The organism is Sphingomonas sp. CCH5-D11 (assembly GCF_001557395.1).
Classification (GTDB): Bacteria; Pseudomonadota; Alphaproteobacteria; order Sphingomonadales; family Sphingomonadaceae; genus Sphingomonas.
The window spans coordinates 13,180-39,561 of record NZ_LSKH01000179.1; the positions used below are offsets into that span (position 1 = coordinate 13,180).

A 26,382-nucleotide genomic window follows, 5' to 3' on the forward strand; every position below is an offset into this window, starting at 1 on the left:
GTGGATGCCGACTGGCCGCTGATCGGGGTCCGCTTCGCGCTTTATGCGACGTTGAGCGGGCTGTTCGGCCTGTCGGCGTTCAGCCTCTACGGGCTCAAGGCCGGGGAGCGCGCAGACGCACTCGCCTTGCGCCCTTGGCTGGTGGGGACCGGGCTGCTCGGCCTTCTGTTTTCAGGCATTGCGCTCGTCCTGCTCGCCGCGGCAATGGCTGGAGCGCCGCCGTGGCCGATCGATCGGGAAGCGATCGGAATGCTGATCACCGGCTCCGCGACGGGCACGGCGTGGGAAGCGCGCATGGTCGCGCTGATTGTGGCCGTGATCGCCGCGCTGATCGCGGCAGGACGTACCGCGCCGCTCGGCATGGTGGCGCTCGCGGCGGGCATTGCGCTCGCGACGCTCGCCTGGACAGGCCATGGCGCGATGGATGAGGGCGCGACGGGCTGGGTCCATCTGCTGGCCGATATTCTGCATCTGTTGGCGGCCGGAGCCTGGGTCGGCGCACTGCTCGGGTTGACGCTGCTCGTGGTGCGACCGGCAGTTCGCGTCGACGTCGCGCATCTCAGACTGACCCACCGGGCGTTGCATGGCTTCGGTCTGGTCGGCACGCTCGTGGTCGGCACGATCGTTGTGACGGGCCTGGTCAATGGCTGGCTGCTGGTCGGTGCCGGCAATTTACCGAGACTTCTGACCACCCTTTACGGCCAGCTCCTCCTCGCCAAGCTGGTACTGTTCGGCGCGATGCTGGGGCTGGCCTCCCTCAATCGTTTCCGGCTGACGCCGGTTTTCGAGCGCTCGGTTGCCGCGGGCGATCATCGGGCCGCGCTTGGTGCTCTGTGGCGCAGCCTCGCGATCGAGGCGAGCTGTGCCGTCACGATCCTGGCGCTGGTCGCCTGGCTGGGGATGCTCGAGCCCCCCGCAACGGCGATGTGAGGAGCGGGCGGCAGATCGCCACCCGCCCGTCACCGATCAGGCGGCCATCTTCTCGCATGCGTCGGCACAACGCTCGCACGCGGCGACGCACTCTTCCATGCCGTCGAGCCCCCGGCAGCTCTCCGCGCAAGCCCGGCAGATCTGAGCGCAGATGCCGCATACGACCTTATGCTGGTCGGACCCGCGGGCCATGAAGTCGAGTGAGGTGGCGCAAATCTGCGCGCAGTCGAGCATGATCTTGATGTGGTTGGGCGCGGCATGTGCGCCGCCCACCTGAAGGCAATGCTGCGTGGTCATCGAAAGGCAGGTGACGTGACAGTGGTGACAGGCGTCCATGCAAGCCTGCATCTCCGCGCTCATCTGATGGTGCATCGGTCATTCTCCGCGTGAGCCCCCGCCCACTGAGGAGTACGCACGGCGCCGGCTCGTCCCTCAGCCGGGTGCCTTCATTCGTCACCTTTAGCCTGATCCTTCATCGGCTTCGGCGCAGGCCCCCGCTTCACTGTTTCACGCCAGGGCCGCGTAGGAGACGGAAGGGCGACCCGCAGCGCAGCCGCCCTCCCTCGAACGCCATCCATCGTTCTACCCATCTCCCTCGCGATCGTCGCCAAGGGCTGCCGCGCGGCAATTCGCTGGCGAAGCTCCGCGTCGGCTTCTTCCGTCCAGCGCCGCGGCTTCCTTATCGTCACCGCACGCTCACGGGTGCAGGTGCCCGGTGTCCTCGCACTGCTCAGCCGCGGCCTCGGTCTGGATCGTACAATGCTCGATCCCGAACCGACTATGGAGCATGTCCGCAACCGACTTCCTGATCGCATCGGCGTCAGCACCCTCGGCAAGCGTGACGTGTGCGGTGCAGTTGATGTCGTCCGAGGCCATCGACCAGACATGGAGGTCGTGGACGCCAGCCACGCCGGACAGGCCGGCGATGCCGGCACGCAACTCGGGCAGCTTGATCCCTCCAGGAACGCCCTCGAGCAACACGTTGGTCGTGTCCCGGAGCAGCACCCATGTTCGGGGCAGCACCCATAAGCCGATCCCCACCGCGACGATCGGATCGACCCACGTCCAACCGGTGAACCGGATCGCGAGCGCACCCGCGATCACGCCTACCGACCCGATCATGTCGGCCCAGACCTCAAGGTAGGCGCCCTTGACGTTCATACTCGCATCCTTGCCCGACGTGAGCAGCTTCATGGATATGAGGTTCACCACCAGGCCGATCGCGGCGACGATCATCATCCCGGTCGACTGGACCGCCTCGGGCTGGCGGAAGCGCTGCACCGCCTCCACCAGCACGTAGATCGCCACACCGAAGAGCAGCAGGGCGTTGAAAGCAGCGGCCAGGATCTCGAACCGCTTATAGCCGAACGTCCGCTTGTCGTCGGCCGGCTTCTGTCCGAACCGGATCGCGAGCAGCGCAATCACCAGTGCTGCCACGTCTGTCAGCATGTGCGCTGCGTCAGATAGAAGCGCGAGGCTGTTGAAGACGAACGCACCAACAACCTCGGCAACCAGATAGGCGGTCGTGAGCGCCAGCGCCCAGCTCAGCATCTGGGCATTCGCGCCAGCGGTGTGGTCGTGGGCATGCCCCCCATGGTCATGGCCTGCGCTCATTGATTGGCTCCTTTCGTGCCCGCGTCCGAGCGAGCGTCTCGCAGGATTTCGAGGCCGCCTTTCACCGCGATAGCGGCAACAGCGATGCCGACGATAAGGTCAGGCCAGTTCTGGCCCGTCCAAACGACGATCACGCCGGCTAGAATGATGCCCCCATTGGACACGAAGTCGTTGAGGCTGAAGGTTGTCGCAGCGCGCATATTCACATCGGGCTCGCGCAATCGCTTCAACAGCCACAAGCAAAGCCCGTTAACGACCGCCGCGATGATCGCCATCCCGATCATAGTGGGGCCGAGCGGCTCGCTTCCCGAGAAATAGCGCCGCCCGGCATCGAGCAGCACACCCGCGGCAAAGAGCAGCAGCAGGATGCCCGATGTCACCGCGGCCCCCCGCTTCCACGCCTGTGAGCGCGAGAGGGCAAGCAAGCTGATGATGTAGACGATGCCATCGGAGGCGTTGTCCAAGCCGTTTGCGATCAGGGCGCTGGAATCCGCCATGACGCCGGACACCCCGAAGCCTGCCGCCAGGCCCAGATTGAGCAACAGGACTATCCAAAGCGTCCGGCGCTTCTCGGCCGTGTCGAGGTCGAAGCTCTCTTCGCTCATGCCGGCACCTTCTCGTCAGGAGCGGCAGTTTGCCGATCGCTTTCCGGGACCGGCAGCTCTCGGCTGCCGAAACGGGCATAGAGCGTCGGCAGCACGAACAATGTGAGCAGCGTCGCGGATATGAGGCCGCCAATAACCACGGTTGCGAGCGGTTTTTGCACCTCGGCGCCCGCTCCATGTCCCAGCGCCATCGGTACGAAACCGAGTGAAGCCACAAGCGCAGTCATCGCGACAGGCCTGAGCCGGGCCAGCGCGCCTCGATGCGCCGCAGCCGCGCGATCCATGCCATCGCGCATCAGGTCATGGATGGACGTCACCATGACCAACCCGTTGAGAACGGCGATGCCGGATAGCGCAATGAAGCCGACGGCCGCGGAAATGGAGAAGGGCATCCCGCGCAGCACAAGCGCGAGCACCCCTCCCACCAGCGCCAGAGGGACGCCGGTGAACACAATCAGCGCATCTCGAACGGAGCCGAGCGCCCCGTAGAGCAGCAGCATGATGACCACGAAACAGATCGGCACCACGATAGCGAGCCGGTCCCGAGCGGACGCAAGGTTCTCGAACTGGCCTCCCCATTCGAGGTACGTCCCTGCCGGCAGCTTCACCTGAGCGTCGATTGCCGCCCGGGCATCGGCAACGACGCCCGCCACGTCGCGGTCACGGACGTTCGCCTGCACCACCACGCGCCGCTTTCCGTTCTCCCGGCTGATCTGGTTGGGACCATCGACGACAGCGATATCGGCGACGGTCGACAGCGGTACGAAGCCACCACCGGCAGTCGGTACCGGCACCTGAGCGACCGCCGTGAGGTCCGAGCGCGAGCTTTCGGCCATTCGGATCATGACGGGGAAGCGGCGATCTCCCTCGAATATCACGCCGGCCTGTCGGCCACCGATCGCGGCGGCAACCGTGTCCTGCACGTCGCCGGCGGTTACGCCGACGCGCGACATGGCGGTGCGGTTCGGCCGGATGTCGAGCATCGGCAGGCCCTCGGTCTGTTCGACCCGCACGTCTGCGGCACCCCGGGTCCGGCGAAGGATACCGGCGATCCGGTCCGCGGTCGCATTCATCTCGCCAAAATCGTCGCCGAACACCTTGATGGCGATGTCGCCGCGCACGCCCGCGATCAGCTCGTTGAACCGCATCTGGATCGGCTGGGTGATCTCGTAGGCGTTGCCGGGGAGGGTGGAGAGACGCTTCTCCAGACGCTCCACAAGCTCTTCCTTGGAGAGACCTGGATCGGGCCACTGCGCCTTCGGCTTCAGGATAACGAAGGTGTCCGTGGCGTTCGCTGGCATCGGGTCCGATGCGATCTCGGAGGTGCCCGTGCGCGAGAAGGCGAAGCGGACCTCCGGCACCTTGGCCAACGCCTTCTCGACCTGGAACTGCATCGCCTGGCTTTGGTCGACCGACGTGCCCGGGATCCGCACGGCCTGGACGAGGATATTGCCCTCGTCGAGCTGCGGCAGGAACTCCTGCCCCAAGGTGGTGAAGGCAACACCGGCGAGCGCCAAAGCGCCGACCGCAATGCCGATGGTGAGCGTCGGGCGACGCATCGCCCCATCGAGCCCCGGCTCGTAGCGCTGTCGAAGGAACGTCACGGCCCGGCTTTCCTTCTCCTCCACCCGCTTGCTGAGCCAAATGGCGATCGCCGCGGGCACAAAGGTCAGCGACAGGATGAAGGCGAACACGAGTGCGATGATGACGGTGAGCGCCATTGGCTCGAACATCTTGCCCTCGACACCGGTGAAGGTCAGCAAGGGCGCATAGACCAGGATGATGATCGCCTGCCCGTAAACGGACGGACGGATCATCTCGCGGGCGGACGCGGCGACCAGCCCGAGCCGCTGTTCCATCGTCAGTTCGCCGTCCCGGCCATGCTGGGCTTCGGCAAGGCGCCGCAATGCGTTCTCGACGATGATGACGGCACCGTCCACGATCAGGCCGAAGTCGAGCGCGCCGAGGCTCATCAGATTGGCCGAAACGCCCGCCTCCAACATGCCGATGCTGGTGAGCAGCATCGTGATCGGGATGACGAGAGCCGCGATCAGCGCCGCCCGGAAGTTGCCGAGCAAGGCGAACAGGACGACGATGACCAACAGCGCGCCTTCGGCGAGATTGCGGGCGACCGTCGATATGGTGGAGTTCACCAGCTCGGTGCGGTTCATCACCGGTTTCACGACAACGTCGACCGGCAGCGAGCGGCCGATCTGGGTCAGCCGTTCGGCGACCCCGGTCGAGACGGTACGGCTGTTCTCGCCGATCCGCATGACGGCGGTCCCGACGACCACCTCATGGCCGTTTTCGGACGCGGAGCCCATGCGCAGAGCCTGGCCGGTCCGAACTGTTGCGATCTGGTTGAGCAGGATCGGCACACCCTCGCGGGTGGCGACGACGGTTCGGGCAAGCTCGTCGGCGTTGCGCACGCGCCCGTCGGAGCGGACAGAGAGCCCTTCGCCGTTACGGTTGACGACACCGGCGCCGGCGCTGGTGTTGTTGCGCTCCAGCGCCGTGGTGAGATCCTGCAGCGTCAGCCGCATTGCGGCCATGCGCTGCACGTCGGGGACGACGAGATATTCCTTGGTGTACCCGCCAAGGGAGTCGACCCCCGCCAGTCCCTCCGTGCTCTTGAGCTGCGGCGTGACGATCCAGTCCTGGACAGTGCGCAGGTAGGTGGCCTTGTCGGCCTCGCTGACGAGGTGATCGCCTTCCGGCGTGATGTAGCTGCCGTCGCGTTGCAGACCGGGCTCACCGTTGCGGTGATGGACCTGATCCAGTTCACGGTACTCGACCGTCCACATGAAGATGTCGCCGAGCCCGGTCGCGATCGGCCCCATTTCAGGGTTTACGCCCTCGGGAAGGTCTTCCTCCGCAGTCCGCAGCCGCTCCGCCACCTGCTGACGGGCGAAGTAGATATCGGTCTTCTCGGTGAAGACGGCCGTGACCTGGGCGAAGCCGTTGCGGCTGAGTGAACGGGTATATTCGAGGCCAGGGATGCCGGCGAGCGCGGTTTCGACCGTGAACGCGACCTGTTTCTCGATCTGGTCGGGGGAAAGGGCAGGGGCGACGACGTTGATCTGCACCTGGTTATTGGTGATGTCGGGAACGGCGTCGATCGGGAGTTGGCGCAGCGCGCCTATCCCGAGCAGCGCAGCGGCGACGGTGAGAAGCAGGACTAGCCAACGCTTCTCGACGGAGAGGGTGACGATGCGACCGATCATGGTTCAGTCCTCGTCCCCGCCTTCGCCCTTGCCGAGTTCGGCTTTGAGCGTGAAGCTGTTGGTGGAGGCGATCCGCTCCGAACCGGTCAGCCCGGACGTCACGACGACCTGGCCGCCGTTGGTGCGCCCCAATGTCACCGGCGTTGCCCGAAAGCCGGTCGGGGTCCGCACGAAGACGAACGACTTGTCCTCGATCATCTGGACCGCAGCCGACGGCACGGCGACGGTACGGTCGCCGGTTGCCGGAACCAGGATGGAAACATTGACCGTCTCGCCAACGCGCCAGGTGCTGCCGCCATTGTCGAGGGTGACGATCACCGGCACCAAGCGCGTCGTCTCGTCCAGAATGGGCGAGACGAACGTGACGCGCCCTTCCTGACGGCGCCCCGCCGCTGTTACCTCGACGCGGGCACCGGGCTTCACCCGGCCCGCGTCGCTGGGCACCAGCGAGGTCGCAACCGTGACCTTGGAAAGGTTAGCGACCCGGAAAAGCTCGGCGTCGGCTGCAACGGTCTGCCCGAGCGTAGCCGAGCGCGCGATGACCTGACCGGCGATTGGTGAGCGCACTGCGATGCGGTTGAGCGCACCGCCCCCGCTGCCGGTCGCGGACAATTGCTGCTGCGCCAGGCGAAGCGCGATGCTGGCTTCGGTTGCGGCGGTCCGCGCCGCGACAAGATCCTGTTCCGGCGAGACGCGCTCGGCGAACAGGCGCTGCTCACGACGAAGGTTCGTTTGCGCGAGGGCGGCACGCGCGCGAGCGGCCTCCACCTCCGCCTTGAGCGAGGCTGCTTCGCGGCTCTCGATGATGGCGAGAGGATCGCCGCGATCGACGGGCTGGCCGAGATTGCGGGTCAGCGAGACGAGTCGCCCGCCGACCGACGCCGACACCACCTGCACGCCCTGCGGATCGCCTTCGATCGTTGCCGAAAGCTCGATCGCACCAGCCTCCCCGCCGACCGTTGGCCGCGTGACCTCGATCCCGGCGTCCGCGATCTGCTGCGCGGACAGGATGACGGCATCCTTTGGACCTTCCTTGGCCTCGCTGGCCTCGGCACCTTCGGCCTTCTCGGCTCCGGCCTTCTCGCCGGCTTCACCGCCGCTGCCGGTCCCGCCGCATCCCGCAAGGATGAGGGCCAGCGTCACGGGCGCCAGCGCCCGCATGATGTTCTTCGTCATTGATTGTTTTCCTCAGGAGAGGGCGCGGCGGCAACGAGCCGTTCCAGGCGTGCCTTTGCGTCATGATAGGTGGCGAGCGCGTCGATCGCGGCGGTGCGCGTCTCGGACAGGGTCCGCTCGGCATCGAGCAAGTCGAGCTGGCCGAACTTGCCCTCGCGGTAGCCGATCCGGGCGATGCGCGCAGCCTCGGCAGCCGACGCCAGCACCGGACCGCTCGCATTGCGTGCGGACGTGGCGGCGTTCGCCACCTCCGCCTGGGCGTTCGCGATGTCCTGCGCCGCGTCCAGCTCGGCGGCACGCCGCAGGGCCTGCGCCTGGTCGCTCTGGGCGCGCGCCTGGGCGATGGCGGCTTTGCCGTTGTTGAAGACGGGAAATGGGATGGAGACCCCGAACACCGCGGCGACGTCGTTGGTAGCCTCGAGCCGTCGTGCGCTGGCGCTCAACGTCACATCGGGAATGCGCTGCGATCGGGCGAGCCGGACCTGTGCCTCGGCCGTCGTCGCGTCGGCACGGGCGGCCGCCAGTGCCAGCGTACCACCGGGTTCGATCGGCCGTGCCGGTCCAAAGCCCTCAACACGATCATACCATGCGAGGTCGAGCGGCCCGGTCACGGGCTGGCCGATCCGACGCGCGAGATTGTCCCGCGCCACCTCGGCAAGCCGCTGGGCACGTTCCACCGCCGTCTCTGCGTTGATACGCAGCACATCGGCACGCTGCTGTTCGAGCGGTGACGCACGCCCCGCCCGCACGCGGACACCGGCTGCGCGGAGCGCCTCCCGGGCGATACCGGCCTGTTCGCGAGCTGTGACGAGGCGGCGTTCGGCCGATGCTGCCTGAATGTAGAGCTGGGTGACGGCGAGCCGGAGGTCGGCCTCGGCCAGCGCCGTTCCGATCCGCGCCCGATTGCCGATCGCCTCTGCGACCGCGATCCGGGCCGACCTCTTGCCGCCCAACTCGATCGGGAGCGCCAAGCCTGCAGTCGTCTCCGCACTGCGGAGGCCACGATATTGGCCGCTGCCGGCGATGTTCTCGGTTTCGGCAACGATCGACGGGTTGGGGCGATAGCCGGCGACGGTCCGGCCCGCCTCGGCCGCCCTGACCCCTGCTGTGGCGGCTTCGAGACTGGGCGCGGTTGCGCCGGCGAGCGCCAGCGCCCGCTCCAGCGTGAGCGGGGGACTGGTCGATGCCGGCTCAGATGATTGCGCGTGCGCGATCGACGCGCACGACGCCACGGCCAATAAGGCCGCAATGAAACGGGACATGGTGACGAACTCCTGACGAACCTGGATTGCCGCGCGGGAAGCTCCCGGCGGATTAGGCGCTTGTCAGGCTTGGGGAGGTCGCAGAGCTGGGTCCGATGACATCCGTGCCATCGGGTCGTCGCTCCACGCGGCAGGCGCCATGGGCAGCCCGCTCACGGAGGCGACACGACCAGCCTCGAACGGAACACCGATATGATGGCCGTGGCAGCTGCCATGATGGTGCGGGTAGGACTTGTCGGCATCGGCCGGCACCTGGTCCCCGTCGCCATCGCTATGTTCAAGCGAGCTGGCAGCGGCCGTATCGACGCATCTCACGCCTTCGGTCGCATGCGCGACCGATCCCAGCCCAAGCGACAGCACGAGCATGAGACAGAGGAACAAGGCGGAAAGCCGATGCATCGGCCTTCGCCTTAGCAGCTTAGCGAACGCCATGTAACGGCTGCCTGTAAGTGGAAGGGGCAGGCGTGGAAGCGTATCGCAGTTCGGCCCGCGCCTGTCGCATGATCTGGAATCCGCCCGACAGACCGAGCACGGCCATCAACGCGGCCACCACTAGATCGGGCCACGCGCTGTTCAGCCCGAAGACGCCGCCTGCGGCCAGCACCACGGCGACATTGCCGATCGCATCGTTGCGCGAGCAGATCCACACCGAACGCATGTTCGCGTCCCCGCTGCGGAAGCGATACAACATAACCGCGACCACGGCATTCGCGATCAGCGCCGCGATCCCCACGACGCCCATGACCTCGGCATGGGGCACAGCGCCGTGGAGCGCACCCCACCCCGCCGCGAGCAGAACATAGAGCCCGAGCAGGGCAAGCGTCGCTCCCTTCAGCATCGCTGCGCGCGCGCGCCAGGCTATCGCCATTCCGGCGACACCAAGGCTGATGGCGTAATTGGCGGCGTCACCGAAGAAGTCGAGCGCGTCGGCCTGGAGCGCTTTCGACCCGCCCGTGATCCCTGCGACGATCTCGATTGCGAACATACCGCCATTGATCGCGAGCGCGATCCACAGCGCGCGCCGCCACTTCGGGTCGTTGAGGGTGCCCGCCTTGTCGGACGCGCAGCTCGTGCAGGCCATTTCGCCACCTCGATAGAATCGATCTGGCAGCCTATATGCACCCTCTAGTCGCTAGAGGGTCAAGCGCTGTGTCTGAGAAACTGACGATCGGGAAGCTGGCTTCGGCGACGGGCACAAAGGTCGAGACGATCCGCTATTACGAGCAGATCGGCTTGCTGGCGGCGCCAGCGCGGTCGGCCGGAAATTACCGGACCTACGAGGGCGAGCATCTGCGGCGCCTGTCCTTCATCCGTAGAGCGCGCGATCTCGGCTTCTCGATCGACCAGGTCCGGGAGTTGATGGGGCTCGCCGATCGACGCGAACAATCCTGTATGGCCGTGGACGTGATCGCGAACCAACACCGGGATGCCATCACGCGAAAGATCGCCGACCTGACGGCGCTCGCGAGCGAGCTGGATGCGCTGATCGACTCCTGTAGCCGCAACACTGTGGCCGAGTGCAGGATCATCGAAGCCTTGGGTCCGAGCGCAGAGGCCCGCTCACACTGAGCGTTTCTAACGGGCGACGCTGGGCTCATGCGCCGATCGAGGCGCGCCGGTCTAAATCAGGGTGCGTGTCGACCCGACTTAGTGTGCCACGTGGCACACCTCCTGTGCAGGAGCGCTGGTCTAAGAAGGCCGTCCCTTGATGCCGAAGGCAACAGCGGGGACGGCCATGTTGCCTTCAACATAGCGCGTCTTCTGCGGCTTTTGAAGAAACAGTTCGCTTACAAAACCGAGGACCGCCTTGAAAGGCGGTCCCGGTGCTAGTTCCCTGATCGGGAAACGGACAATCCGTTGGATGCCGCATGTACCGATTTGATAGGGGTCGCTCTCTGTTGGGACAAGGCTCCTCAAAGGGCCGAATGCGCCACGTGGCACACCAACGGTCATCGAAAGCACGAAAATCGTGAGATGGGCGCTCTCAACGCACGCTAACTCAGCCTGAAAATCGTCAATCTTCGTGCTTTCGATGACCGTTTCCAGCTTCGGTCCTCAAAAGCACGAACGCCTCGCGAGACGCCATAGGCGGCAAGGCGCTACCTCCTGAGCGGCCCGATGTAATTCGTGCTTTTGAGGACCTGAGCAAAGGTGCCGCGCCTGATTTCGTGTCCTTGCGCAACAGCCCGGACCTTGTATCATCGAGAAGCGAAAGCCGATCACGACCAGAGCCCACCAAGCTGCTACTTGGTGGGCTCAAATCATGAAGGCTTGCTACCCGATGATGCCGCCAACGATTCCGATCAGCGTCCGAAATCCCGTAACGGGTCGATCGGTGGTCGTTCGAGGTGCTGGTGCGCTACGCGGCCGATTGATGCTCAGGGATGGTTTGGACCTCACCCGGCCGATCGCCGCGCAAGTTCTTAGGCCCGGTTGCTAACAGTGAGATAGCCAACCTGAAGCTGGCACCCCTCGCAACGGTCGTGGCTAGTAGGCACGCAAGATGGACTATCGCCCACGGCCCCGACCATCACCACTCCGATCCTTGTCTCGCTGTTTGATCCGCTCGCGTTCCTGCTCTTGCTGGCGGACCCGCTCGGCGCGGCGCTCGCGCATGACTGCTTCGTAGAGCTTGTTGAGGTGAGGATGCGCGCGCTCAACCCTGGCACGCGCCAGCTCATCGCCGCGGTGACGCCGCTGCCCGGTCACGGGACCGAGATACTCCTTGATCTGACCTAGTCGCTTCGCGAGCTGCGTGGATCGCTGCTGCAACCCGCGCGCGGCCTTCTCCCAACTCGCGCGTGCTGCCTCGTAGGACGGACGCCGCAAGGTTGCCATCAGTCCTTTGGGCGGCAGCGGCTGCTTACGAGCATGATCACCTCTCACCGCCTCATGTCGCCGGTACATTCCATCCGCCCGCACCTGCGCGCGTTGCGCGCGTGCCTGTACGTCCGCCAGCTCGCGTCCGTGTTCGGCCGCCCAGCTCCGCACCACTCCTTCGCGGGTCGGGCGCTGGTCGCCCTGCGGACTTGCCGTCGACCTTTGATACCGCTCCCCTGCCCCACCACGCGTCTTGTCGACCATCGGACGCGCGAGTTCCGGCAACCGGATCTCGCGCCGGTCGGCAAAGGCCCGGGCATGATCCTGGTGACTACGCTCGGGACCATAGTCGCCGGCCATATCCTTTGCCCGATCGCGAGATAGCAAGAGGGCGAGACGGCCTTGATCGGCGAAGTCATCCCGACCATAATGGAGGTGCACGCGGTCGCGGTGACGCGTCATGCCGACATAGCTGCTGTGACGATCCATGCCCGGTGTTGCGAGCGCATGGGCGTCATCTACCGACACGCCCTGCGACTTGCCGAACGTAGCTGCATAGCCGTGATCGAATGCCGCATAAGCCTTCGCGTCGAATTGAACCTGACGCCCACCGTCCAGACGCACCGTCATGCTCCCAGGATCGGCTCGCTCGATAGTGCCTAGCGTGCCGTTCTTGACCCCCAGCGACCGCTCGTTCCGAAGGAACATCAAGCGGTCGCCCGCCGCGAAGTCGCGGGTGCCCCGGTCTGTCGTGAACGCCACGTCCTCGCCAAGTTCGCCACCAGCTCGAAGCCGGCCGCGCGCTTCCTCGTTCAGCTCGCGCACCTCGGCATTGGTATGGGTAAGGATGATCCGTGAACGGTCGGGATCGGCCTGGCGTTGACGATCCCACCCCTCCACCAGCTCGGCCCGCGCCGCCTCGCGCGTGTCGGCGGCATGGACCATGCCATGCGCGGCATAGGCATTCAGCGCCTCGGCCGTCCGTCCCGTGGCGAGCGCCCGCGTTGCTTCCTTCTGCCAGTCCTCCCGCTGCCGGCGAATCTCGGTAATCTCGGCCGCGCCGTGCCGCTCGGTGATCGACCGGAACGCTGCGCCCGCCTCGATCGCCTGAAGCTGCTCGGGGTCGCCCACCAGCACCACCTTGGCCCCGGCGTCACGGGCATGGGACATCACCCGCTCCATTTGGCGCGTGCCGATCATGCCCGCCTCGTCGACCACCAGCACGTCCTTGGGCCCGAGCTGGTCGCGTCCCTGCGCCCAGCCATGCTCAAGGCTGGCGATGGTGCGGGAGGTGATGCCGGAGCCGCCCTCCAGGTTCTCGGCCGCGATTCCCGACAGCGCCGCGCCGCGCACCTGGTAGCCCTCGCGCTCCCACGCCTCGCGCGCGACGCCCAGCATCGCGGACTTGCCGGTCCCGGCATAGCCCACGACCGACGCCAGACCGTCACGGCCGGTGATATGATCGAAGGCGTCGCGCTGCTCGTCGGACAGCGTGAGACCCCGCGCCTCGGCCGCCTCCAGCGCCCCGGCTCGCTGCCGGTGGGACACGCCATGATCTTGGCGCCGCGCCAGCTCGTCGCTGGCCTTCTCCAGCCGCGCCTCGGTCGCGATCATGTCACGGGAGGTGAACCGCTCCTGGTCACGCCCGTCCCTGCCCAGCGCCACCAGCTCGGGGCTGGCGCGAACCGCCGCCATCACTTGGTCGAACTGCTCCTTGCCGTCCGAATGCCGGAACGCGAATGCGGCCAGGTCGCGGGTAGTGAACGTCGCCTGCTGCCGGGTGATGCCGTCGAGCGCGATGCGCGGATCGGCCGCGATCTTCTCGCCGTTCTCGCGCGCGATCCGCCGGTGATCGTCAGCACGCTCGGCATCCTCGCCGCGGTCGAGCCGGCGCATGCCGGCCGGGCCGATCTTATGCTGCGGCTCCAGCTCGATGCCGCGGTCGGCATGGCTGCGATGATCGATCCGCGCCTCAAGCCCCAGCTCGGCCATGCGCTCGTTGACGTGGGCCGCCCATGCCTCGCGCCAGCCTTGCAATAGCTCTCCGCTGTTCCAGTCGCGGTTCTTCTGACCAAAGCCGTCCGGCCCCACGTCGCGCATCGACAGCATGACATGCGCGTGCGGCTTCGGACTGCCGTCCCTCGCCTTGTCCCAATGCACGTTGAGGTCCGCGACCATCCCGCGCTTCACGAACTGCTCGGCGACGAAATCGCGGGTGAGCGCGACGCCCTGCTTTTCATTCATCTCACGCGGGATCGAGAACTCCACCTCGCGGGCGAGCTGAGCATCCTTGCGCTTCTCCCCTGCCTCCACTTCGTTCCAGAGCACGGTGCGGTCGTTTAAACGCTCCGGTGCACCCTGCGGCAACATCACCTCGGAGTGGATGACGCCGGCCTTGTTCGAGAAGTTGTGATTCCGCCCAAGCCGCTCGTCATGCAACTCGGAGGCAGAGCGATAGGCGGCGGATGCGACGGCGCTGGAGCCGTTTGCACGACTGATAATTTTGGCGCTGAAATGATAGATCGCCATTGCGTCCAGTACCATGCACTTTGGAGCGCACGTCGGCAACGACGTATAAGCGCGCACTCACGATCCGCTTCGCTCCTCCTGATTGACCTAGCGGTGTTTCCGCTCCAGTCGAACTTGCTCCTGCCCATCCATGCGCTATGCTGCCGTCAGGAGGCTTGGCCGATGCGGAAGGTCCGGGATTACGATGCAGAGCTGAAGGCGCTCGGCGACAAGGCGCGCCAGCTCAAGGCGAAGCGGGTCGAACAGCTCGGACAGCTTGTCGCCGCGACGGGTGCCGATGCCCTAGACGCCGAAACGCTCGCCGGCGTGCTGCTCGATGCAATCGCCTCAAAGGATGCCGGCGCGAAGGAGGCGTGGCGGGCGAAGGGGGCCGCCTTCTTTCAGCGCCGCGGGCGCAAGGGTCGCGGCACTGCTCCGATCGACGGCGCGGAGCCTGACGCTCAACCGGGCGGCGACGCTGCGCGCGGAAGCCGCGCTACGTCGGACTGATACGCGGGGCTGGGTCTTGCAACGTCGCGAACGCACCCGCCACCTGATCGAGCTGGGCGGACTCGTCCAGAAGGCCGGGCTGGTCGATCTCGCCGACGATGATCGCGCGACCATCTACGGCGCGCTGCTGGAGCTGGTCGGACGTGCGCGGGAGGGGGCTGCCGGCGATACGCTCACGCTCTGGAAGCGGCGCGGCAAGCGGGCCTTCGACGCGGAAGCGGACGAACGGGAGTCTCACCCATGATGAGCATTGATCTCGACGCCCTCCGGAACGAGATCCGCGCGCTCGACTTCGTGCGCGGGGGCCCGGCCGAAGACGCGATGTGGCGCGAAGACGACGAGGACGCCCGCGCCAATCTCGTGATTGAGGGCATGGCGCTGACGCCCGAGGATGACGCCCTGTTCGACATGATGCGCGATGAACGGGTGCCCCCTACCCTCGCCACAGCGATCCTGCTCAAGCTGCTCAGTCATCCCGACGCCGATCCGGCGCTGGCAATCACGCCCGCAGGCGCGAGTTGCTGATGCCCGCCCGGATCGGTCCGCTGTGGGCGCTGCTGATCGGCTTCGTGGTGCTGATGGCGAGCAATAGCTGGTTCAAGGCCCGGTTCGGCGTCGGCGACATATCCGGCACGGTGCCGTTCCTGCTGACCGGCCTGGTCCTGTTCGCGATCTGGAAGTTCAACCGCCGCGGCGGCAACCGCGGCAACACGCTGATGGGTTCAGCCCGCTTCGGCGGTCGAGCGGAGGCCCGCAAGCTGGAGAAGGCCGGCGACCTCATCATCGGCCGCTCGGGCAAGTCGGGCAAGCTGCTGCGCTACGACGGCCCCGCGCATCTGCTGACGATGGCACCCACCCGCTCGGGCAAGGGCGTGGGCACGATCATTCCCAATCTGCTGCTGCTCGACCGCTCGGTGATCTGCATCGATCCCAAGGGGGAGAACGCCCGCGTCACGGCCCGAACGCGGGCCAGGAAGGGCGACGTGTGGTGTCTGGACCCCTTCGGCGTCTCCGGGCGTCCAGCGGCCCGCTACAACCCTTTGGCCTGGCTTGATGCCGCCAGTCCGGACCTCGCAGAAGACGCACAGACGATCGCCGACGCGCTAGTCCACGACGCACCGGGGCAAGGGGGTGAAGCGCACTGGAACGAGGAAGCGAAGGCGCTGGTTGCCGGGATTATCCTGCACACCGTCATCCATGAGCCCCCTGCCCTCGCTACGCTCGCCACTGTGCGCGACAAGCTCACCCGCGACCCCGCCGGCTTTGCGGCGCTGCTCGCCGAGATGCAGGCCAGCTCCGGCGCCCACGGACTGATCGCGCGCGCCGCTAATCGCCACCTCGGCAAGTCCGATCGCGAGGCCGCCGGCGTGCTCTCGTCCGCCCAGCGCCACACCCACTTCCTCGACAGCCCGCGCATCGTGGACAGCACATCGGCGTCCGACTTCCGGTTCGCGGACCTCAAGGGACAGCCCGGCACCGTGTTCCTGTGCCTGCCGCCCGATCGGCTTGATACCTATGCCCGCTGGCTGCGGCTGCTGGTGAGCCAGGCGGTCACCGATATGGCGCGCTCCCCTGCCCGTCCGGACAAGCCGGTGCTGTTCCTGCTCGACGAGTTCGCTGCGCTCGGCCGCCTTGATCCGGTAGAGCGCGCGATGGGTCTGATGGCCGGTTATGGGATGCAGCTTTGGCCGATCCTCCAGGACATGCACCAGCTCAAGGCGACCTATGGGGAGCGCGCCGGAACGTTCATGTCCAATGCCGGCGTGATCCAGACATTCGGGGTCAACGATTTTGCTACCGCCGACATGCTGTCGCGCACCATTGGCGATACGACCATTGAGTATCAGACCTTCGGCACGTCCGGCCCGGCGAGCATCTTCGGTGATGGCGCACGCTCTGAAAGCGTCAGCGGCCACGTTGCGGCTCGCCGGTTGGCGACGCCGGACGAAATCATGCGGATGAACGCGGATGATCTCCTGCTGCTGCGACAGGGACAGCACCCGCTCGTCGTCGGCAAAATCCGCTACTATGCGGAACGCGAGTTCGCCGGACTCTATGATCCGGCCTGATCCCACACTGGCAAACCGACGATAGGCGTCGGGATAACGCCCTTTCCTCCCTTTCAACCTGCGCGACGCTGATAGTCACACACCGCCGGATCGGCTTGGCTTCTCTCGGAAGCCTGCGACCGACAGGTCGCTTTGTGACGGCGTTAGCCGGCACGCAGCAAAGGCGCATTGGCCTGTAGGGCCAATTCCGCATGCCCTTCTTCTGCTCGTTGAGCGGTGCGTTGCGGTTAAGTGATTCTGTTAAATAGGAATCGTTAAGAAGGTTAAGGGGACCAAAAAGCCCAGTTCTTGTCGATATTACAGTGGCTTATGACAAGGCTTGGTGGGTGAAACCCCGTGATTCGGTGTGTGATCCCCCGATAGTGTGGTGTGTGATCCCCCGAAGCGATGGTGGGTGATCCCCCGAGTCCGCCGATCCTAAAAAGCGGCTTTCCGGGCCGGTTATCCACAAGCTGGCGGGTAGTTCGGCTCCAATCGCGGTGCGGCGAGGCTGGCCGGTCGACTCGGGGCGGTGGGCGAAACCCCGATAGCCAGGGCGGCGGTGGGTGAAACCCCGATAGTCAACGCCGCCCGGCGAGCCGATCCATACGGGCGTCCACCTCCTCGGTGCGCCGGCGATCGGCGTCGAAGCGGGCACGTCGCTCCTCCTCGTCCCGCATCCGCTCGGCAAGCGCCATCGCCTCGGCCTCGCCTCGCCGCCTGAACAGAACGGCGGAGCTTTTGTCGGCCGTCTCGGTCGTCTCCATCGTATAATCAGGGAGCTGGTCGGCCTCGATCACCCGCCGGAGCATCCGGTTAAACTCCTTGGGCTGGGCGTCGCTGCCGGTCTTGTCGCGTAGCAGCTCCACCCGGCACACCCACCCACCCTGCTGCGAGCCGACATGCTTGCGCGCGATGCGATACAGCGCCCGCTCCAGCCCCCCGGACAGCAGGAAGTAATCGGGGTGCATGGTGAGCAGCGACTTCTCGTTGACGATCCCCTCGTAAACCCAATCCGAGAGGGTCAGCGTCATGCCGCGCGGCTGCTCGGTCTCGGCGTCGGTGTCGAAGGTCCAGCTATCGAGCCAGTTGAACCCGGCCTTCTGCCGGCGTGCTGACGCCCGGATAGAGGTCGTAATGGAAGTCGTCTGGAGCCGGAGCAACGCCGCCTGCAGCTCCTGATAGTCCCTGCCCCCGGTGCTGCGCTTGATCGCCCGCAACAGGTCGTAGGGCGTCGTGGTCAGCGTGCGCGGCAGGTCGTTCAAGCCCTGCTGCTTCATGCGATTGAGCGTGGACGCCGCCCATATCAGAATATCGGCGTCCCAGATCGTCGCCATGCCGTAGTCAGGGATGGCCTGCACTCGCACCCACGCCTCGCCGTCCGGGCTGCGATACTCGATCGGCTTCAACCGCTTGCGCTTCTGGAGCGAGAAAAAAGGCCGCTCCATGACCTCGCGTTGGTCGCGGAGCGGAAGATCGCCCAGCGCCGGGATGAACAGGTCGAACTCGGGGTTGGGATCGCGCCGCTTGCTCACGGTGCGAACCTGGTGTGGCCCCGCTTGACGAGATACTGGCGGAGCAGCCGTTCGGTGATGACGGTAAGCGGCTCCCCGCCTTCCTCGACGCTGAGCTGGCGAAGTGCGCGGTGCATGTCCTCGGGAATGTGGATCAGCACCGGCTTCTTGCCCGGATGGCTGCTGCGCCGCGCCGGTATCGCCGGGGCGGGCGTGTCGGCCGATCGTCGCGATCGGCGCGCTGCCGCCCGCTGCGGCTCGGGGACTAGCTCGGCAGTGGGAGCGGGTGCCGGTTCCGCGGTCTCGTCATCAAAGATGCTGGCAAGCGCGGAAGGTTTCTTCGCCATTATGCTACCTCGCTTATTGGCTTAGTCGTATAACCGCTTAGTCGCTTAGCCTCTGCATAAGCGGCGCGCAGCTCGAACGCCGCCTTGCTATCCGGCTCTGTCTCCGCTGCGGTGCGCCCTAATGGCGTCGCCTTGTAGAAGTCCTTGCGGAAGTGAAGGCGGCTGTCGAACATCGTCACCCCCTTGGCCGCGAACCCGGCATGGGCCTCCTGCCCCTCCCCGCCCTGATGGGGAACCTGGGTGAGGATGACGGCGAACGGCGTGCCCGCCTGCTGCACCTGCTTGACCGTCTGCAACACTGAATGAACATCGAGGCCGCGCGGTGCGACGGGGATGATGACGAAATCCGCCTGCTCGGCCGCGAGCATGGCGATGTCCTTGGAGTTCGCCGGCGTGTCGATGATGATGAGGTCGATCTTGCCGCTGGCGCGCCCGCGCGAGACGTGAAGCGGCAGGCCGGCGACACTGCTGTCTTTCACCGTCACGTCGTCGTCGTCGCGGCGCTCCGACCAATAGAGCGCCGATCCCTGCCGGTCGTCGGCATCGAGGATCACGACGGATGCCCCTTCCCGTGCCGCCTCGACCGCGAAGCCGGTCGATAGCGTCGTCTTGGACTGCCCGCCCTTCTGCGCGATGATCGCCCATACCTGCATAGCTGCTGCTCCCTACTAAGCGGCTAAGCGACTTATGCCGCTTAGCCGCTTAGTCGTAAAGTATCTTAGTCCTGATCTTCACCGGCACCTTCGTCAGCGTCCAGCGGATCATGATGCATCGCACCATGCCCTTCGGCCGGACACACCGGCGCGCCCACTTCCTCCAGCCATTTGCGCGCGGTCCTCACCGTGTAGCCGCACGTCTTGCACTCGCATTTGAGCAACCGCGTCGCCTGCTTCTTCGGCCGCGTCGTCTCGCCGCCGGTATCGAGCCGGGCATGGGGGAGTGGGCCTGCGACCGCGAGGATGGGTGCAACCGCCGCAAGGAAGGCGTCGCCCGGCGTGGTGGCGGTCATCTTCCCAACCAGACCAAGCCCTACCGCAATCCGTTTAAACGCCTTCCCGTGCCCGGCGGCGATCCCTACTGCGGCGTGGACCAACTCGTGCGCGAGGATAGCGGCGATCTGCGTCGGCATCGCGTCGGGAGCGTGCGCCAGGTCCGGCCGGATGAAGATTTCAAAGTGGCCGTCATCGCTGCACCTGTTGTCCCAGCATTCGCCAATCGCTCGGCCCCGCGCGCCCCGGCTGGTGAAGCCGATCGCGACGCGCACGCGGGAGGGAAGGGGGGCGTCCAGCGCCTCGAACAAGGGTTCCATGCCGATCGCCACCCGGTTCAGCCAGCTCTCGCGATTGTCGTGATCCATGCCCCGTCTTCCTTCCTCACATCGCCCTCGGGCGATGGCCCTCGGCCATCGTCCCTGCCTCGTGGCGAACAGCGGGGGGTGAGGGGGCAGCGGGAATCCGTCGGGGTGGTGCGGGCGCACGGAGCGAAGCGGAGGAGCCACGGCCCGGCTGATTGCCGTTGCTGGGAGAGGGGGGCGGCGCTCCCCTTTCCCTCGCTGACAAACGACGTCGCCGGCAGCGCCGGCGTCCTCCTGGGCGGACCAGGCCGCCCCGCGCGAGCGATCGTTGCCCGTAGGGGCGAGACGCCGGAGGCGGCTCGATCGTAGCGCGAGCGGAGATAGAGCGCGGTCCGCACGGACGCGCTCCTTCATGTCCTAAGCGACTAAGCGACTAAGCCTATTAGCGACTGTCGTGCGTGCTGAGCGCCGTCAGATCGAGGGCGTGACTGCGGGTTTGACCGTGCGAGGCCATTGGAACACCAGCACGTCATTCTCGTCACGCACCTCGACGCGCTCCGCCAAGTCCATGTCGATGATCTCCCGGGCATGATCCTGAACGGCGCTGAGGGGGTGGCCCTTCCAGGTTTCGCTACCGTCCCAGCGGTGCCCGTTGTTGAAGCGGATGATCTGGTAATCCATCGGATTGGTCCTCGGACATTTGGAAGGTCGAAATGAGCAAGCTGACCAGCGACGCCATCGAAGTCGTCAACCGCAACGCACTTGTGACCGTCGCTCTGAAGCAGGGTTATAACGCCTACCTGCCGGTCTATGACAACGGCATCGACCTGATCCTCCACAATGAGGCGTCGGGCGACACCCGTCTTGTCCAACTCAAAGGTCGTTGGACGATCGACCGCAAATACATCGACCGCGACATTTGGATCGCGTTTCCTGATCGAGGGTGCTGGTATGTGGCCCCGCACGATGAGATGCTGCGGCTCGGCGAGCGACATACCACGACAGAAAGCTGGGCGAGGGGCACCTACAGCAAGACCCCGCTTAGCAGGACGGACCGCGAGGAGCTGGCCGACTATCGTTTCGGCGATCCCGATATGGTGATCGCGGAAGCGGAGAAGCTGGAGCAGGATGGATGACGCATGACGATCGAACGACTCCAACTTCTTCGTAACGTCGGCCAATTCGACTCCGTAGCCACCGACGCGCAACTTCAACTCGCCAAGCTGTCGTTGATCTATGCCGAGAACGGGCGGGGCAAGACGACGCTCGCCACCATCCTGCGGTCGCTCGGCACGGGGGAGACGGCACTGATCGAGGAGCGAAGGCGACTCGGCTCCGCCCATGCGCCGCATGTCGTCCTGGCCGCGCCGGGCGCGCCGTTCACCTACCAGAACGGCGCATGGTCGGTGCTTCATCCCGACATAGCCGTGTTTGATGACGGGTTCGTCGCCGCGAATGTCTGCTCCGGCATCGCGATAGAGACGGCGCACAAGCAAAACCTGCATGAGCTGATCCTGGGCGCGCGCGGCGTCGCCCTGAACACCGCCCTGCAGGGCCATGTCGGCCGGGTGGAAGAACACAATCGCGCCCTTCGCGCGAAGGGCGACGTTATCCCGGCCGCCGCGCGCGGAACACTGACGGTGGACGCCTTCTGCGCCTTGGCGGCCGATCCGGCGATCGACGCTAAGCTGGAGGCGGCGCAACGCGCCCTGTCGGCGGCGCGGTCGGCCGATGCCATCCGGTCGCGGCCGGCGTTCGCGGCATTGTCGCTGCCCGCCTTCGATCCGGCCGCGCTGAACGCGCTGCTCGCCCGCGGCCTGCCGGCGCTGGAAGCGGACGCGGCGGCACGTGTGAAGGCTCACCTCCGTCGTCTTGGCCGGGACGGGGAGGCATGGGTGGGGGAGGGCATGACGCGCATCGCCGGCGCGTCGGAAGACCAAGCTGGCGACATATGCCCGTTTTGCGCGCAAGACCTCGCCGCTTCCCCGCTGATCCGGCATTACCAAGCCTATTTCAGCGATGCCTATGGCGAGCTGCGGAGCGCGATCAACCAGACCGGGAAGGGGATCAACACGACGCACGGCGGCGACGTGCCGGCCGCGTTCGAGCGAGCGGTGCGCGTTGCGGTGGAAAACCGGGAGTTCTGGCGATCCTTCACCGACGTTCCCGACATCGACGTGGACACGGCCGCGATCGTCCGTGCTTGGGGCGCGGCGCGGGACGCGGTGCTTGCCGTTCTGCGCGCGAAGGCTGGCGCGCCGCTAGAACCAATGGAGCTTTCGGCGGAGTGCTTGGCGTCGATCGCCGCCTATGACGAACAGCGCGCCACGATCGGCGATCTGTCGGCCGCGCTGCTCGGGCGCAATGCCTCGATCGCCATCGTGAAGGAAAAGGCCGCCGGCGCGAACGTCGCCACGCTCTCGGCCGAACTCGCCAAGCTCTCCGCCGTCAAGGCGCGGCACGAACCGGCCACCGCCGCGCTCTGTGACGATTATCTGGCCGAGAAGGCGGCGAAGAAGGCGACGGAGCGACTACGCGACCAAGCGCGAGCCGCTCTCGACCAATACCGCCAAGGGATTTTCCCCGCCTACGAGGCGGCGATCAACGACTACCTGGGCCGCTTCAATGCGGGTTTTCGTCTCGGCTCCGTCACGTCGGTGAACAACCGGGGAGGATCGTCCGCCAGCTACAGCGTTCTCATCAACAACGTCCCGGTCGCGTTGAACGCGGATGACGGCCCCTCGTTCAAGAACACGCTCAGCGCCGGGGATCGGAATGCGCTTGCCTTGGCCTTCTTCTTCGCCTCACTCGATCAGGACGCTCGCCTGGCCGACAAAGTCGTGGTGATCGATGATCCCATGACAAGCCTAGACGAACACCGGCGGCTCACGACGGTCCAAGAGATGCACCGACTATATGGCCGAGTCCGACAGATGATCGTGCTGTCGCACTCCAAGGCGTTCCTCTGCGCCGTGTGGGAGGGCTCGGATCGGACGGCGCGCTGCGCGCTTCAGATCGTGCGGAGCGGCGGGGGATCGACCCTCGCGGCGTGGAATGTTCATCATGATACCCTGACCCCCCATGACCTCCGGCACGAACTGGTGCGCGGGTATATTGAGGTGGGCAACACAGCGAACGAACGGGATGTGGCTGAAGCGCTTCGACCGATCCTAGAGCAATTTACGCGAGTAGCGTATCCTGGTGCTTTTCCGCCTGGATCGGTGCTAGGTCGTCGGTTCTTCGATCAGTGTCAGCAGCGACACGGACAACCCAACGAAATACTATCAGTGGATGACACGGCCGAGCTGCGCCTGTTGGTCAATTATGCAAACACCTTTCATCACGACACAAATCCGGCCTGGGAGACGGCTCACATCAACGATCGGGAGCTGCTAGGCTTCGCTACCCGGACAATCGCCTTCGCCTCTCGGTAGCTAGACCTGACGCAGCTCATCCAGAAAGCTCGTCAGCACATGTTCGAGGTCCGGGAACACCGGATGCTCTTGGAAGTGCCGGGTCAGCTCCGCGTCGATCGTCGCGGGCGACTTGGCGTCCTCCTTCGACTTTTCCGCCCATTTGCGGCCGGGGTGCACCGTGTCCCAAGGCGAACGCTTGTTGGCGCGGGTGGTGGCGTCGTCGCCATGCTTGCCCAAGCCGTAGAGGATGCTCGTTTCGCTGTTCCAAATCGGTCGGAACAGGTGGATCATGTAGTCCTCGGCGGCCGTCTCCCAACCGCTCTGCACCACGAGCGAGCGGAACTCGAAGTCCGCCAGATCGAGCGTCGTCGTAGCCGTGCCGATGTTCTTGCGGTGGTCGGATAGCCGGCCGCAAAGCCGCGGCCCCTGCTCCAGCGGCGTGCGGGCGTTGTTGATCGCCGGCGCGGCCTGGCCGACATAGATGGGCGTCTCGCTCCCGCTGATGGGCGCGTAGAGCGGGAAGGGGCCGTTGTAATAGATGGCGTAGATGCCCGACCCGTAGAAGCGCGGTATCTCGGCCAACGGGTGCCGCTGCTGCGCGACCAGCGCGAGCGACACGAAGCGCCCCACCACTTTGGGGTTGCTCGGATCGAAGACAGCCGATGGCTGCCGGATCGGATCGAGCGTGTTCAGGAACGAACCTAATTCCTGGATCACGGCGCGAATCTCTTTCTCGAGCGCGCGCCGGCGCGGAACAGACAGCGTGGTCGCGGCCGTCTGCTCCATGAGACTGTCGAGATTGGTGCGCAGCTCGGCGATCGGCGACGGCGCGGGAGTAGGCTTGCGGCTCATGCGGCGACCAGGTTCCTCGCCACGTTCGCGCCGATCGCGTGCGCCAGTTGAACCGGGACCGCGTTGCCGAGCTGACGCATGGATTCGGTCCATGACCCATGGAAGCGGAAGGTGTCCGGAAAGGTTTGCAGGCGGGCGCTCTCTCTCACGCTGAAATACCGCACGCTGCCATCCGCCCGGCGAAGCATGTTCTCGCCGCCCGGCACCCCATGCACGCCAGCCTTCAACGTCTTGGCCGGCTCGTCCATCGGACTGCCAGTGTGCCCGACATAGCTACGCGCGCCGCCCTGGAAACGATGGTTGAGGCACTTGGCCGCCAGCTCTGGCGCGAGTTGGGGGTCCGGCAGGTCGCCGATCGCGTCGCGGACCGTCAGCCAAGGCGCTGTCGTGGGCTTCTCGATCAACATGCGGCCGCGGGCGAGAAGGCGAGGGTCCAGCAGCCGATCGCGCGCCGCGACCTCGTGCCGGTCCCAATACTCGCCCGATCGAACCTGGTCCCACAGCAGCGCGTCGAGCGAATGGGTATGCTCCGGGAAGGACCATTCGATGCCAAGATCAGCGCGGAAGCCGACAAACACAACGCGCTCGCGGCGCTGTGGCACACCGTGGTTCGCCGCGTTGAGGACGCGGTAAACGACGTTGTAGCGCAACTCGTCTTGGCTGCCCCTCGCCGTGTGATGCCGCTCCAGGCGCACCATGTGGTCGTTCCACGCCTCGCCCGGCAGCGGCGTCAGCTCGGGGTAGGTGAGCTGGTGAACGATATGGGCGAGGTAGGTCGCGAAGCTCGCGCGGGTCAGCCCCTTCACGTTCTCGAAGACGAACGCCCTCGGCCGCGTCTCACGCACCACGCGCACGGCCTCGGGCCACATGTCGCGGGTATCGGCATGGGCGCGATGCTTACCGCCAAGCGAGAAGGGCTGACAGGGCGGCCCGCCGCTCACGAGGTCGATCTTGCCCTCGTGCTTCCGAAAATCGACCTTGCGAATGTCGCCCTCGATCGGCTCGGGCCACCGTCCGATACCGCCCGTCTTGGCACGACGGTTCTCCCGGATCGTGTCGCAGCACCAACGGTCCCACTCGACGATCTGCACCGGCTTGAAGCCGGCCTTGCTGATGCCCATGCCCAGGCCCCCGGCCCCGGCGAACAGTTCAATGGCGCGCATGGTCGACTCCCTCGCCTTCAAGAAAGGCCCTGATCTTGTTCTCTAGTTGTTCCGTTTGCCGACATTCGCATTCCCACACAACCATCTGACGCCAACCTTCGCCCTCCAACGTCTCGCGGACGCGCTCGTCGCGCTCCCGGTTGCCTTCGAGCTTCGGCCCCCAAAAATCTTGCCTCGATTTCGGCATCCGCGCCAGCTTGCAGTTGGGATCGGGATGGCGATGCCAGAAACAGCCGTGCACGAAGATGACCTTGCGACGGCTCCTAAATACAAGGTCCGGGCTTCCGGGAAGGCGCTTATCGTGAAGACGATAGCGGTAGCCCATCCCGTGAACGAGACGACGGACAGTCATCTCCGGCTTGGTATTCTTCGCGCGCACCCGCCCCATTCGTTCGGAGCGAGCTTCCGGCGACAGCGTATCCATGCCGTTTAAACGCCCTGGCGAGCGCGATGCTCGCGAAGCACGCGCTGCACGGTCGAGCGCGACACGCGGAACAAGCTGGCGAGCTGGGCGGGGGAGCCTTGGCCGGAATCAGCCTTCGCGATGATCTCGGCGCGCTGCTGGCCGGTAAGGCTCGGCCGGCGTCCAAGGTGGCGGCCGGCGCTGCGCGCGTGCGCCAGCCCGTTCATGGTCCGCTCCCGGATCATGGCACGTTCGAACTCGGCGAACGCACCTAGCATCTGCGTCATCAACCGCCCCGGCGCGGTCGTGGTGTCGATGGCCTCGGTCAGCGATCGGAAGCCAGCGCCGGCCGCAGCGATCGCCTCCAGCGTGAACAGAAGGTCGCGAAGGGATCGGGACAGTCGGTCGAGCTTCCACACCACCAGAACATCGCCGGGGGTCAGCGCGCCGATCGCGCGCGCCAACTCGCGGCGATCGGCCTGGCCGCCCGACGCCTCCTCCTGGTAGATCGGATCGCAGCCGGCATCGGTCAGCGCGCGGAGCTGCGGAGCGAGGTCCTGGGTGTCGCCGCGGGACACCCGCGCATAGCCGATTTCCATGTTCCCATTCTGACAGGGGATTTTGACACCTGTAAACCCGCATGTAAACGCTCGCGCTAAGTGGCGGCATTCTGATCGCGCTATTTGTCGGCGAGCG

At 65.9% G+C, this 26,382-nt stretch carries 26 protein-coding genes; 8 read left to right on the top strand and 18 right to left on the bottom strand.

Translation table 11 applies throughout. The features are described 5' to 3' along the window. Positions 1 to 930: a copper homeostasis membrane protein CopD gene (gene copD / locus AX702_RS10940; protein ID WP_066779366.1), complete on the top strand. Its 930-nt coding sequence runs from the start codon at positions 1 to 3 to the stop codon at positions 928 to 930. 36 nt (positions 931 to 966) lie between these two features. Here copD and AX702_RS10945 read toward each other — a convergent pair whose 3' ends face one another. The 8 genes from AX702_RS10945 to AX702_RS10980 all read right to left on the bottom strand — a co-directional run bounded on the left by AX702_RS10945 (position 967) and on the right by AX702_RS10980 (position 9,892). Further along, on the bottom strand, positions 967 to 1,302 hold the full coding sequence (locus AX702_RS10945) for a four-helix bundle copper-binding protein (protein WP_066779369.1): 336 nt from the start codon (positions 1,300 to 1,302) through the stop codon (positions 967 to 969). Positions 1,303 to 1,626: 324 nt separating this feature from the next. Then, positions 1,627 to 2,544 carry a cation diffusion facilitator family transporter gene (locus AX702_RS10950; RefSeq protein WP_066779372.1) on the bottom strand — a complete coding sequence of 306 codons (918 nt, stop codon included), beginning with the start codon at positions 2,542 to 2,544 and terminating at the stop codon, positions 1,627 to 1,629. Beyond that, positions 2,541 to 3,149: a cation diffusion facilitator family transporter gene (locus AX702_RS10955; RefSeq protein ID WP_066779375.1), complete on the bottom strand. Its 609-nt coding sequence runs from the start codon at positions 3,147 to 3,149 to the stop codon at positions 2,541 to 2,543. Before AX702_RS10955 ends, AX702_RS10950 begins: the two co-directional genes overlap by 4 nt. Beyond that, the gene (locus AX702_RS10960; protein ID WP_066779378.1) at positions 3,146 to 6,373 is read right to left on the bottom strand and encodes an efflux RND transporter permease subunit; all 3,228 of its coding nucleotides are present in this window, start codon (positions 6,371 to 6,373) and stop codon (positions 3,146 to 3,148) included. The genes AX702_RS10955 and AX702_RS10960 overlap by 4 nt, the downstream gene beginning before the upstream one ends. 3 nt (positions 6,374 to 6,376) lie before the next feature. Further along, positions 6,377 to 7,549: an efflux RND transporter periplasmic adaptor subunit gene (locus AX702_RS10965; protein WP_066779381.1), complete on the bottom strand. Its 1,173-nt coding sequence runs from the start codon at positions 7,547 to 7,549 to the stop codon at positions 6,377 to 6,379. Further along, positions 7,546 to 8,811 (bottom strand): TolC family protein, encoded by a 1,266-nt coding sequence (locus tag AX702_RS10970; protein WP_066779383.1) that lies wholly within the window; start codon positions 8,809 to 8,811, stop codon positions 7,546 to 7,548. Before AX702_RS10970 ends, AX702_RS10965 begins: the two co-directional genes overlap by 4 nt. A 63-nt stretch (positions 8,812 to 8,874) precedes the next feature. Further along, positions 8,875 to 9,210: a hypothetical protein gene (locus AX702_RS10975; protein WP_066779386.1), complete on the bottom strand. Its 336-nt coding sequence runs from the start codon at positions 9,208 to 9,210 to the stop codon at positions 8,875 to 8,877. A gap of 19 nt (positions 9,211 to 9,229) precedes the next feature. Next, complete coding sequence (locus AX702_RS10980) at positions 9,230 to 9,892, bottom strand: cation transporter (protein WP_066779390.1); 663 nt, start codon at positions 9,890 to 9,892, stop codon at positions 9,230 to 9,232. 68 nt (positions 9,893 to 9,960) lie between these two features. Here AX702_RS10980 and AX702_RS10985 point away from each other — a divergent pair, with 68 nt between their 5' ends. Next, complete coding sequence (locus AX702_RS10985) at positions 9,961 to 10,380, top strand: MerR family transcriptional regulator (RefSeq protein ID WP_231731822.1); 420 nt, start codon at positions 9,961 to 9,963, stop codon at positions 10,378 to 10,380. Between the two features lie 939 nt (positions 10,381 to 11,319). Here the strand turns inward: AX702_RS10985 and traA are convergent. Further along, positions 11,320 to 14,160 carry a Ti-type conjugative transfer relaxase TraA gene (gene traA / locus AX702_RS10990; protein WP_082746203.1) on the bottom strand — a complete coding sequence of 947 codons (2,841 nt, stop codon included), beginning with the start codon at positions 14,158 to 14,160 and terminating at the stop codon, positions 11,320 to 11,322. Positions 14,161 to 14,322: 162 nt separating this feature from the next. Between traA and AX702_RS10995 the strand changes: the two genes are divergently transcribed. Genes AX702_RS10995 through AX702_RS11010 form a run of 4 tightly spaced genes read left to right on the top strand, consistent with a single transcriptional unit; the run spans position 14,323 to position 16,718 of the window. Further along, entirely contained in the window at positions 14,323 to 14,649 is a 327-nt protein-coding gene (locus AX702_RS10995) for a conjugal transfer protein TraD (protein WP_066779395.1), read from the top strand. 16 nt (positions 14,650 to 14,665) lie between these two features. Continuing rightward, on the top strand, positions 14,666 to 14,893 hold the full coding sequence (locus tag AX702_RS11000) for a conjugal transfer protein TraD (RefSeq protein WP_066779398.1): 228 nt from the start codon (positions 14,666 to 14,668) through the stop codon (positions 14,891 to 14,893). Further along, positions 14,890 to 15,174, top strand: coding sequence for a hypothetical protein (locus AX702_RS11005; protein WP_066779401.1), 285 nt, complete (start codon positions 14,890 to 14,892; stop codon positions 15,172 to 15,174). The genes AX702_RS11000 and AX702_RS11005 overlap by 4 nt, the downstream gene beginning before the upstream one ends. Continuing rightward, positions 15,174 to 16,718, top strand: coding sequence for a type IV secretory system conjugative DNA transfer family protein (locus AX702_RS11010; protein WP_197420568.1), 1,545 nt, complete (start codon positions 15,174 to 15,176; stop codon positions 16,716 to 16,718). The genes AX702_RS11005 and AX702_RS11010 overlap by 1 nt, the downstream gene beginning before the upstream one ends. 560 nt (positions 16,719 to 17,278) lie before the next feature. Here AX702_RS11010 and AX702_RS11015 read toward each other — a convergent pair. From AX702_RS11015 to AX702_RS11035, 5 genes are all read right to left on the bottom strand, one after another. Then, positions 17,279 to 18,232, bottom strand: a complete 954-nt coding sequence (locus tag AX702_RS11015; protein WP_066779404.1) for a replication initiator protein A — start codon at positions 18,230 to 18,232, stop codon at positions 17,279 to 17,281. Further along, positions 18,229 to 18,558, bottom strand: coding sequence for a hypothetical protein (locus tag AX702_RS11020; protein WP_066779407.1), 330 nt, complete (start codon positions 18,556 to 18,558; stop codon positions 18,229 to 18,231). Before AX702_RS11020 ends, AX702_RS11015 begins: the two co-directional genes overlap by 4 nt. Next, positions 18,558 to 19,211, bottom strand: coding sequence for a ParA family protein (locus AX702_RS11025; protein ID WP_066779412.1), 654 nt, complete (start codon positions 19,209 to 19,211; stop codon positions 18,558 to 18,560). The genes AX702_RS11020 and AX702_RS11025 overlap by 1 nt, the downstream gene beginning before the upstream one ends. Before the next feature lie 65 nt (positions 19,212 to 19,276). Continuing rightward, complete coding sequence (locus tag AX702_RS11030; RefSeq protein WP_066779414.1) at positions 19,277 to 19,915, bottom strand: SprT-like domain-containing protein; 639 nt, start codon at positions 19,913 to 19,915, stop codon at positions 19,277 to 19,279. A 408-nt stretch (positions 19,916 to 20,323) separates the two neighbouring features. Further along, complete coding sequence (locus AX702_RS11035; protein WP_066779416.1) at positions 20,324 to 20,533, bottom strand: hypothetical protein; 210 nt, start codon at positions 20,531 to 20,533, stop codon at positions 20,324 to 20,326. Positions 20,534 to 20,565: 32 nt separating this feature from the next. Between AX702_RS11035 and AX702_RS11040 the strand changes: the two genes are divergently transcribed. Together AX702_RS11040 and AX702_RS11045 are read left to right on the top strand one after the other, a co-directional pair. Further along, positions 20,566 to 20,988, top strand: coding sequence for a hypothetical protein (locus AX702_RS11040; RefSeq protein ID WP_066779419.1), 423 nt, complete (start codon positions 20,566 to 20,568; stop codon positions 20,986 to 20,988). 3 nt (positions 20,989 to 20,991) lie between these two features. After that, positions 20,992 to 23,286, top strand: coding sequence for an AAA family ATPase (locus tag AX702_RS11045; protein WP_066779422.1), 2,295 nt, complete (start codon positions 20,992 to 20,994; stop codon positions 23,284 to 23,286). On the opposite strand, the gene AX702_RS11050 is transcribed toward AX702_RS11045, so the two are convergent. Genes AX702_RS11050 through AX702_RS11065 form a run of 4 tightly spaced genes read right to left on the bottom strand, consistent with a single transcriptional unit; the run spans position 23,287 to position 26,285 of the window. After that, entirely contained in the window at positions 23,287 to 24,120 is an 834-nt protein-coding gene (locus AX702_RS11050; RefSeq protein ID WP_066779424.1) for an Eco29kI family restriction endonuclease, read from the bottom strand. It lies immediately after the preceding gene. Beyond that, positions 24,117 to 25,283 (bottom strand): DNA cytosine methyltransferase, encoded by a 1,167-nt coding sequence (locus tag AX702_RS11055; protein ID WP_066779427.1) that lies wholly within the window; start codon positions 25,281 to 25,283, stop codon positions 24,117 to 24,119. The genes AX702_RS11050 and AX702_RS11055 overlap by 4 nt, the downstream gene beginning before the upstream one ends. Beyond that, a complete protein-coding gene (locus AX702_RS11060) occupies positions 25,270 to 25,707 on the bottom strand; it encodes a very short patch repair endonuclease (protein WP_066779429.1) in 438 nt (145 codons plus the stop codon). The genes AX702_RS11055 and AX702_RS11060 overlap by 14 nt, the downstream gene beginning before the upstream one ends. Positions 25,708 to 25,712: 5 nt before the next feature. Continuing rightward, positions 25,713 to 26,285, bottom strand: coding sequence for a recombinase family protein (locus AX702_RS11065; RefSeq protein WP_066779433.1), 573 nt, complete (start codon positions 26,283 to 26,285; stop codon positions 25,713 to 25,715). Positions 26,286 to 26,382: the final 97 nt, after the last annotated feature.

Bases quoted from the DNA above. Each gene is read 5' to 3' on its own strand.
- AX702_RS10945 (WP_066779369.1), bottom strand. From the start codon at position 1,302: ATGCACCATCAGATGAGCGCGGAGATGCAGGCTTGCATGGACGCCTGT.
- AX702_RS10950 (WP_066779372.1), bottom strand. From the start codon at position 2,544: ATGAGCGCAGGCCATGACCATGGGGGGCATGCCCACGACCACACCGCT.
- AX702_RS10955 (WP_066779375.1), bottom strand. From the start codon at position 3,149: ATGAGCGAAGAGAGCTTCGACCTCGACACGGCCGAGAAGCGCCGGACG.
- AX702_RS10960 (WP_066779378.1), bottom strand. From the start codon at position 6,373: ATGATCGGTCGCATCGTCACCCTCTCCGTCGAGAAGCGTTGGCTAGTC.
- AX702_RS10965 (WP_066779381.1), bottom strand. From the start codon at position 7,549: ATGACGAAGAACATCATGCGGGCGCTGGCGCCCGTGACGCTGGCCCTC.
- AX702_RS10970 (WP_066779383.1), bottom strand. From the start codon at position 8,811: ATGTCCCGTTTCATTGCGGCCTTATTGGCCGTGGCGTCGTGCGCGTCG.
- AX702_RS10975 (WP_066779386.1), bottom strand. From the start codon at position 9,210: ATGCATCGGCTTTCCGCCTTGTTCCTCTGTCTCATGCTCGTGCTGTCG.
- AX702_RS10980 (WP_066779390.1), bottom strand. From the start codon at position 9,892: ATGGCCTGCACGAGCTGCGCGTCCGACAAGGCGGGCACCCTCAACGAC.
- traA (WP_082746203.1), bottom strand. From the start codon at position 14,160: ATGGCGATCTATCATTTCAGCGCCAAAATTATCAGTCGTGCAAACGGC.
- AX702_RS10995 (WP_066779395.1), top strand. From the start codon at position 14,323: ATGCGGAAGGTCCGGGATTACGATGCAGAGCTGAAGGCGCTCGGCGAC.
- AX702_RS11005 (WP_066779401.1), top strand. From the start codon at position 14,890: ATGATGAGCATTGATCTCGACGCCCTCCGGAACGAGATCCGCGCGCTC.
- AX702_RS11010 (WP_197420568.1), top strand. From the start codon at position 15,174: ATGCCCGCCCGGATCGGTCCGCTGTGGGCGCTGCTGATCGGCTTCGTG.
- AX702_RS11020 (WP_066779407.1), bottom strand. From the start codon at position 18,558: ATGGCGAAGAAACCTTCCGCGCTTGCCAGCATCTTTGATGACGAGACC.
- AX702_RS11025 (WP_066779412.1), bottom strand. From the start codon at position 19,211: ATGCAGGTATGGGCGATCATCGCGCAGAAGGGCGGGCAGTCCAAGACG.
- AX702_RS11030 (WP_066779414.1), bottom strand. From the start codon at position 19,915: ATGGATCACGACAATCGCGAGAGCTGGCTGAACCGGGTGGCGATCGGC.
- AX702_RS11035 (WP_066779416.1), bottom strand. From the start codon at position 20,533: ATGGATTACCAGATCATCCGCTTCAACAACGGGCACCGCTGGGACGGT.
- AX702_RS11040 (WP_066779419.1), top strand. From the start codon at position 20,566: ATGAGCAAGCTGACCAGCGACGCCATCGAAGTCGTCAACCGCAACGCA.
- AX702_RS11045 (WP_066779422.1), top strand. From the start codon at position 20,992: ATGACGATCGAACGACTCCAACTTCTTCGTAACGTCGGCCAATTCGAC.
- AX702_RS11050 (WP_066779424.1), bottom strand. From the start codon at position 24,120: ATGAGCCGCAAGCCTACTCCCGCGCCGTCGCCGATCGCCGAGCTGCGC.
- AX702_RS11055 (WP_066779427.1), bottom strand. From the start codon at position 25,283: ATGCGCGCCATTGAACTGTTCGCCGGGGCCGGGGGCCTGGGCATGGGC.
- AX702_RS11060 (WP_066779429.1), bottom strand. From the start codon at position 25,707: ATGGATACGCTGTCGCCGGAAGCTCGCTCCGAACGAATGGGGCGGGTG.
- AX702_RS11065 (WP_066779433.1), bottom strand. From the start codon at position 26,285: ATGGAAATCGGCTATGCGCGGGTGTCCCGCGGCGACACCCAGGACCTC.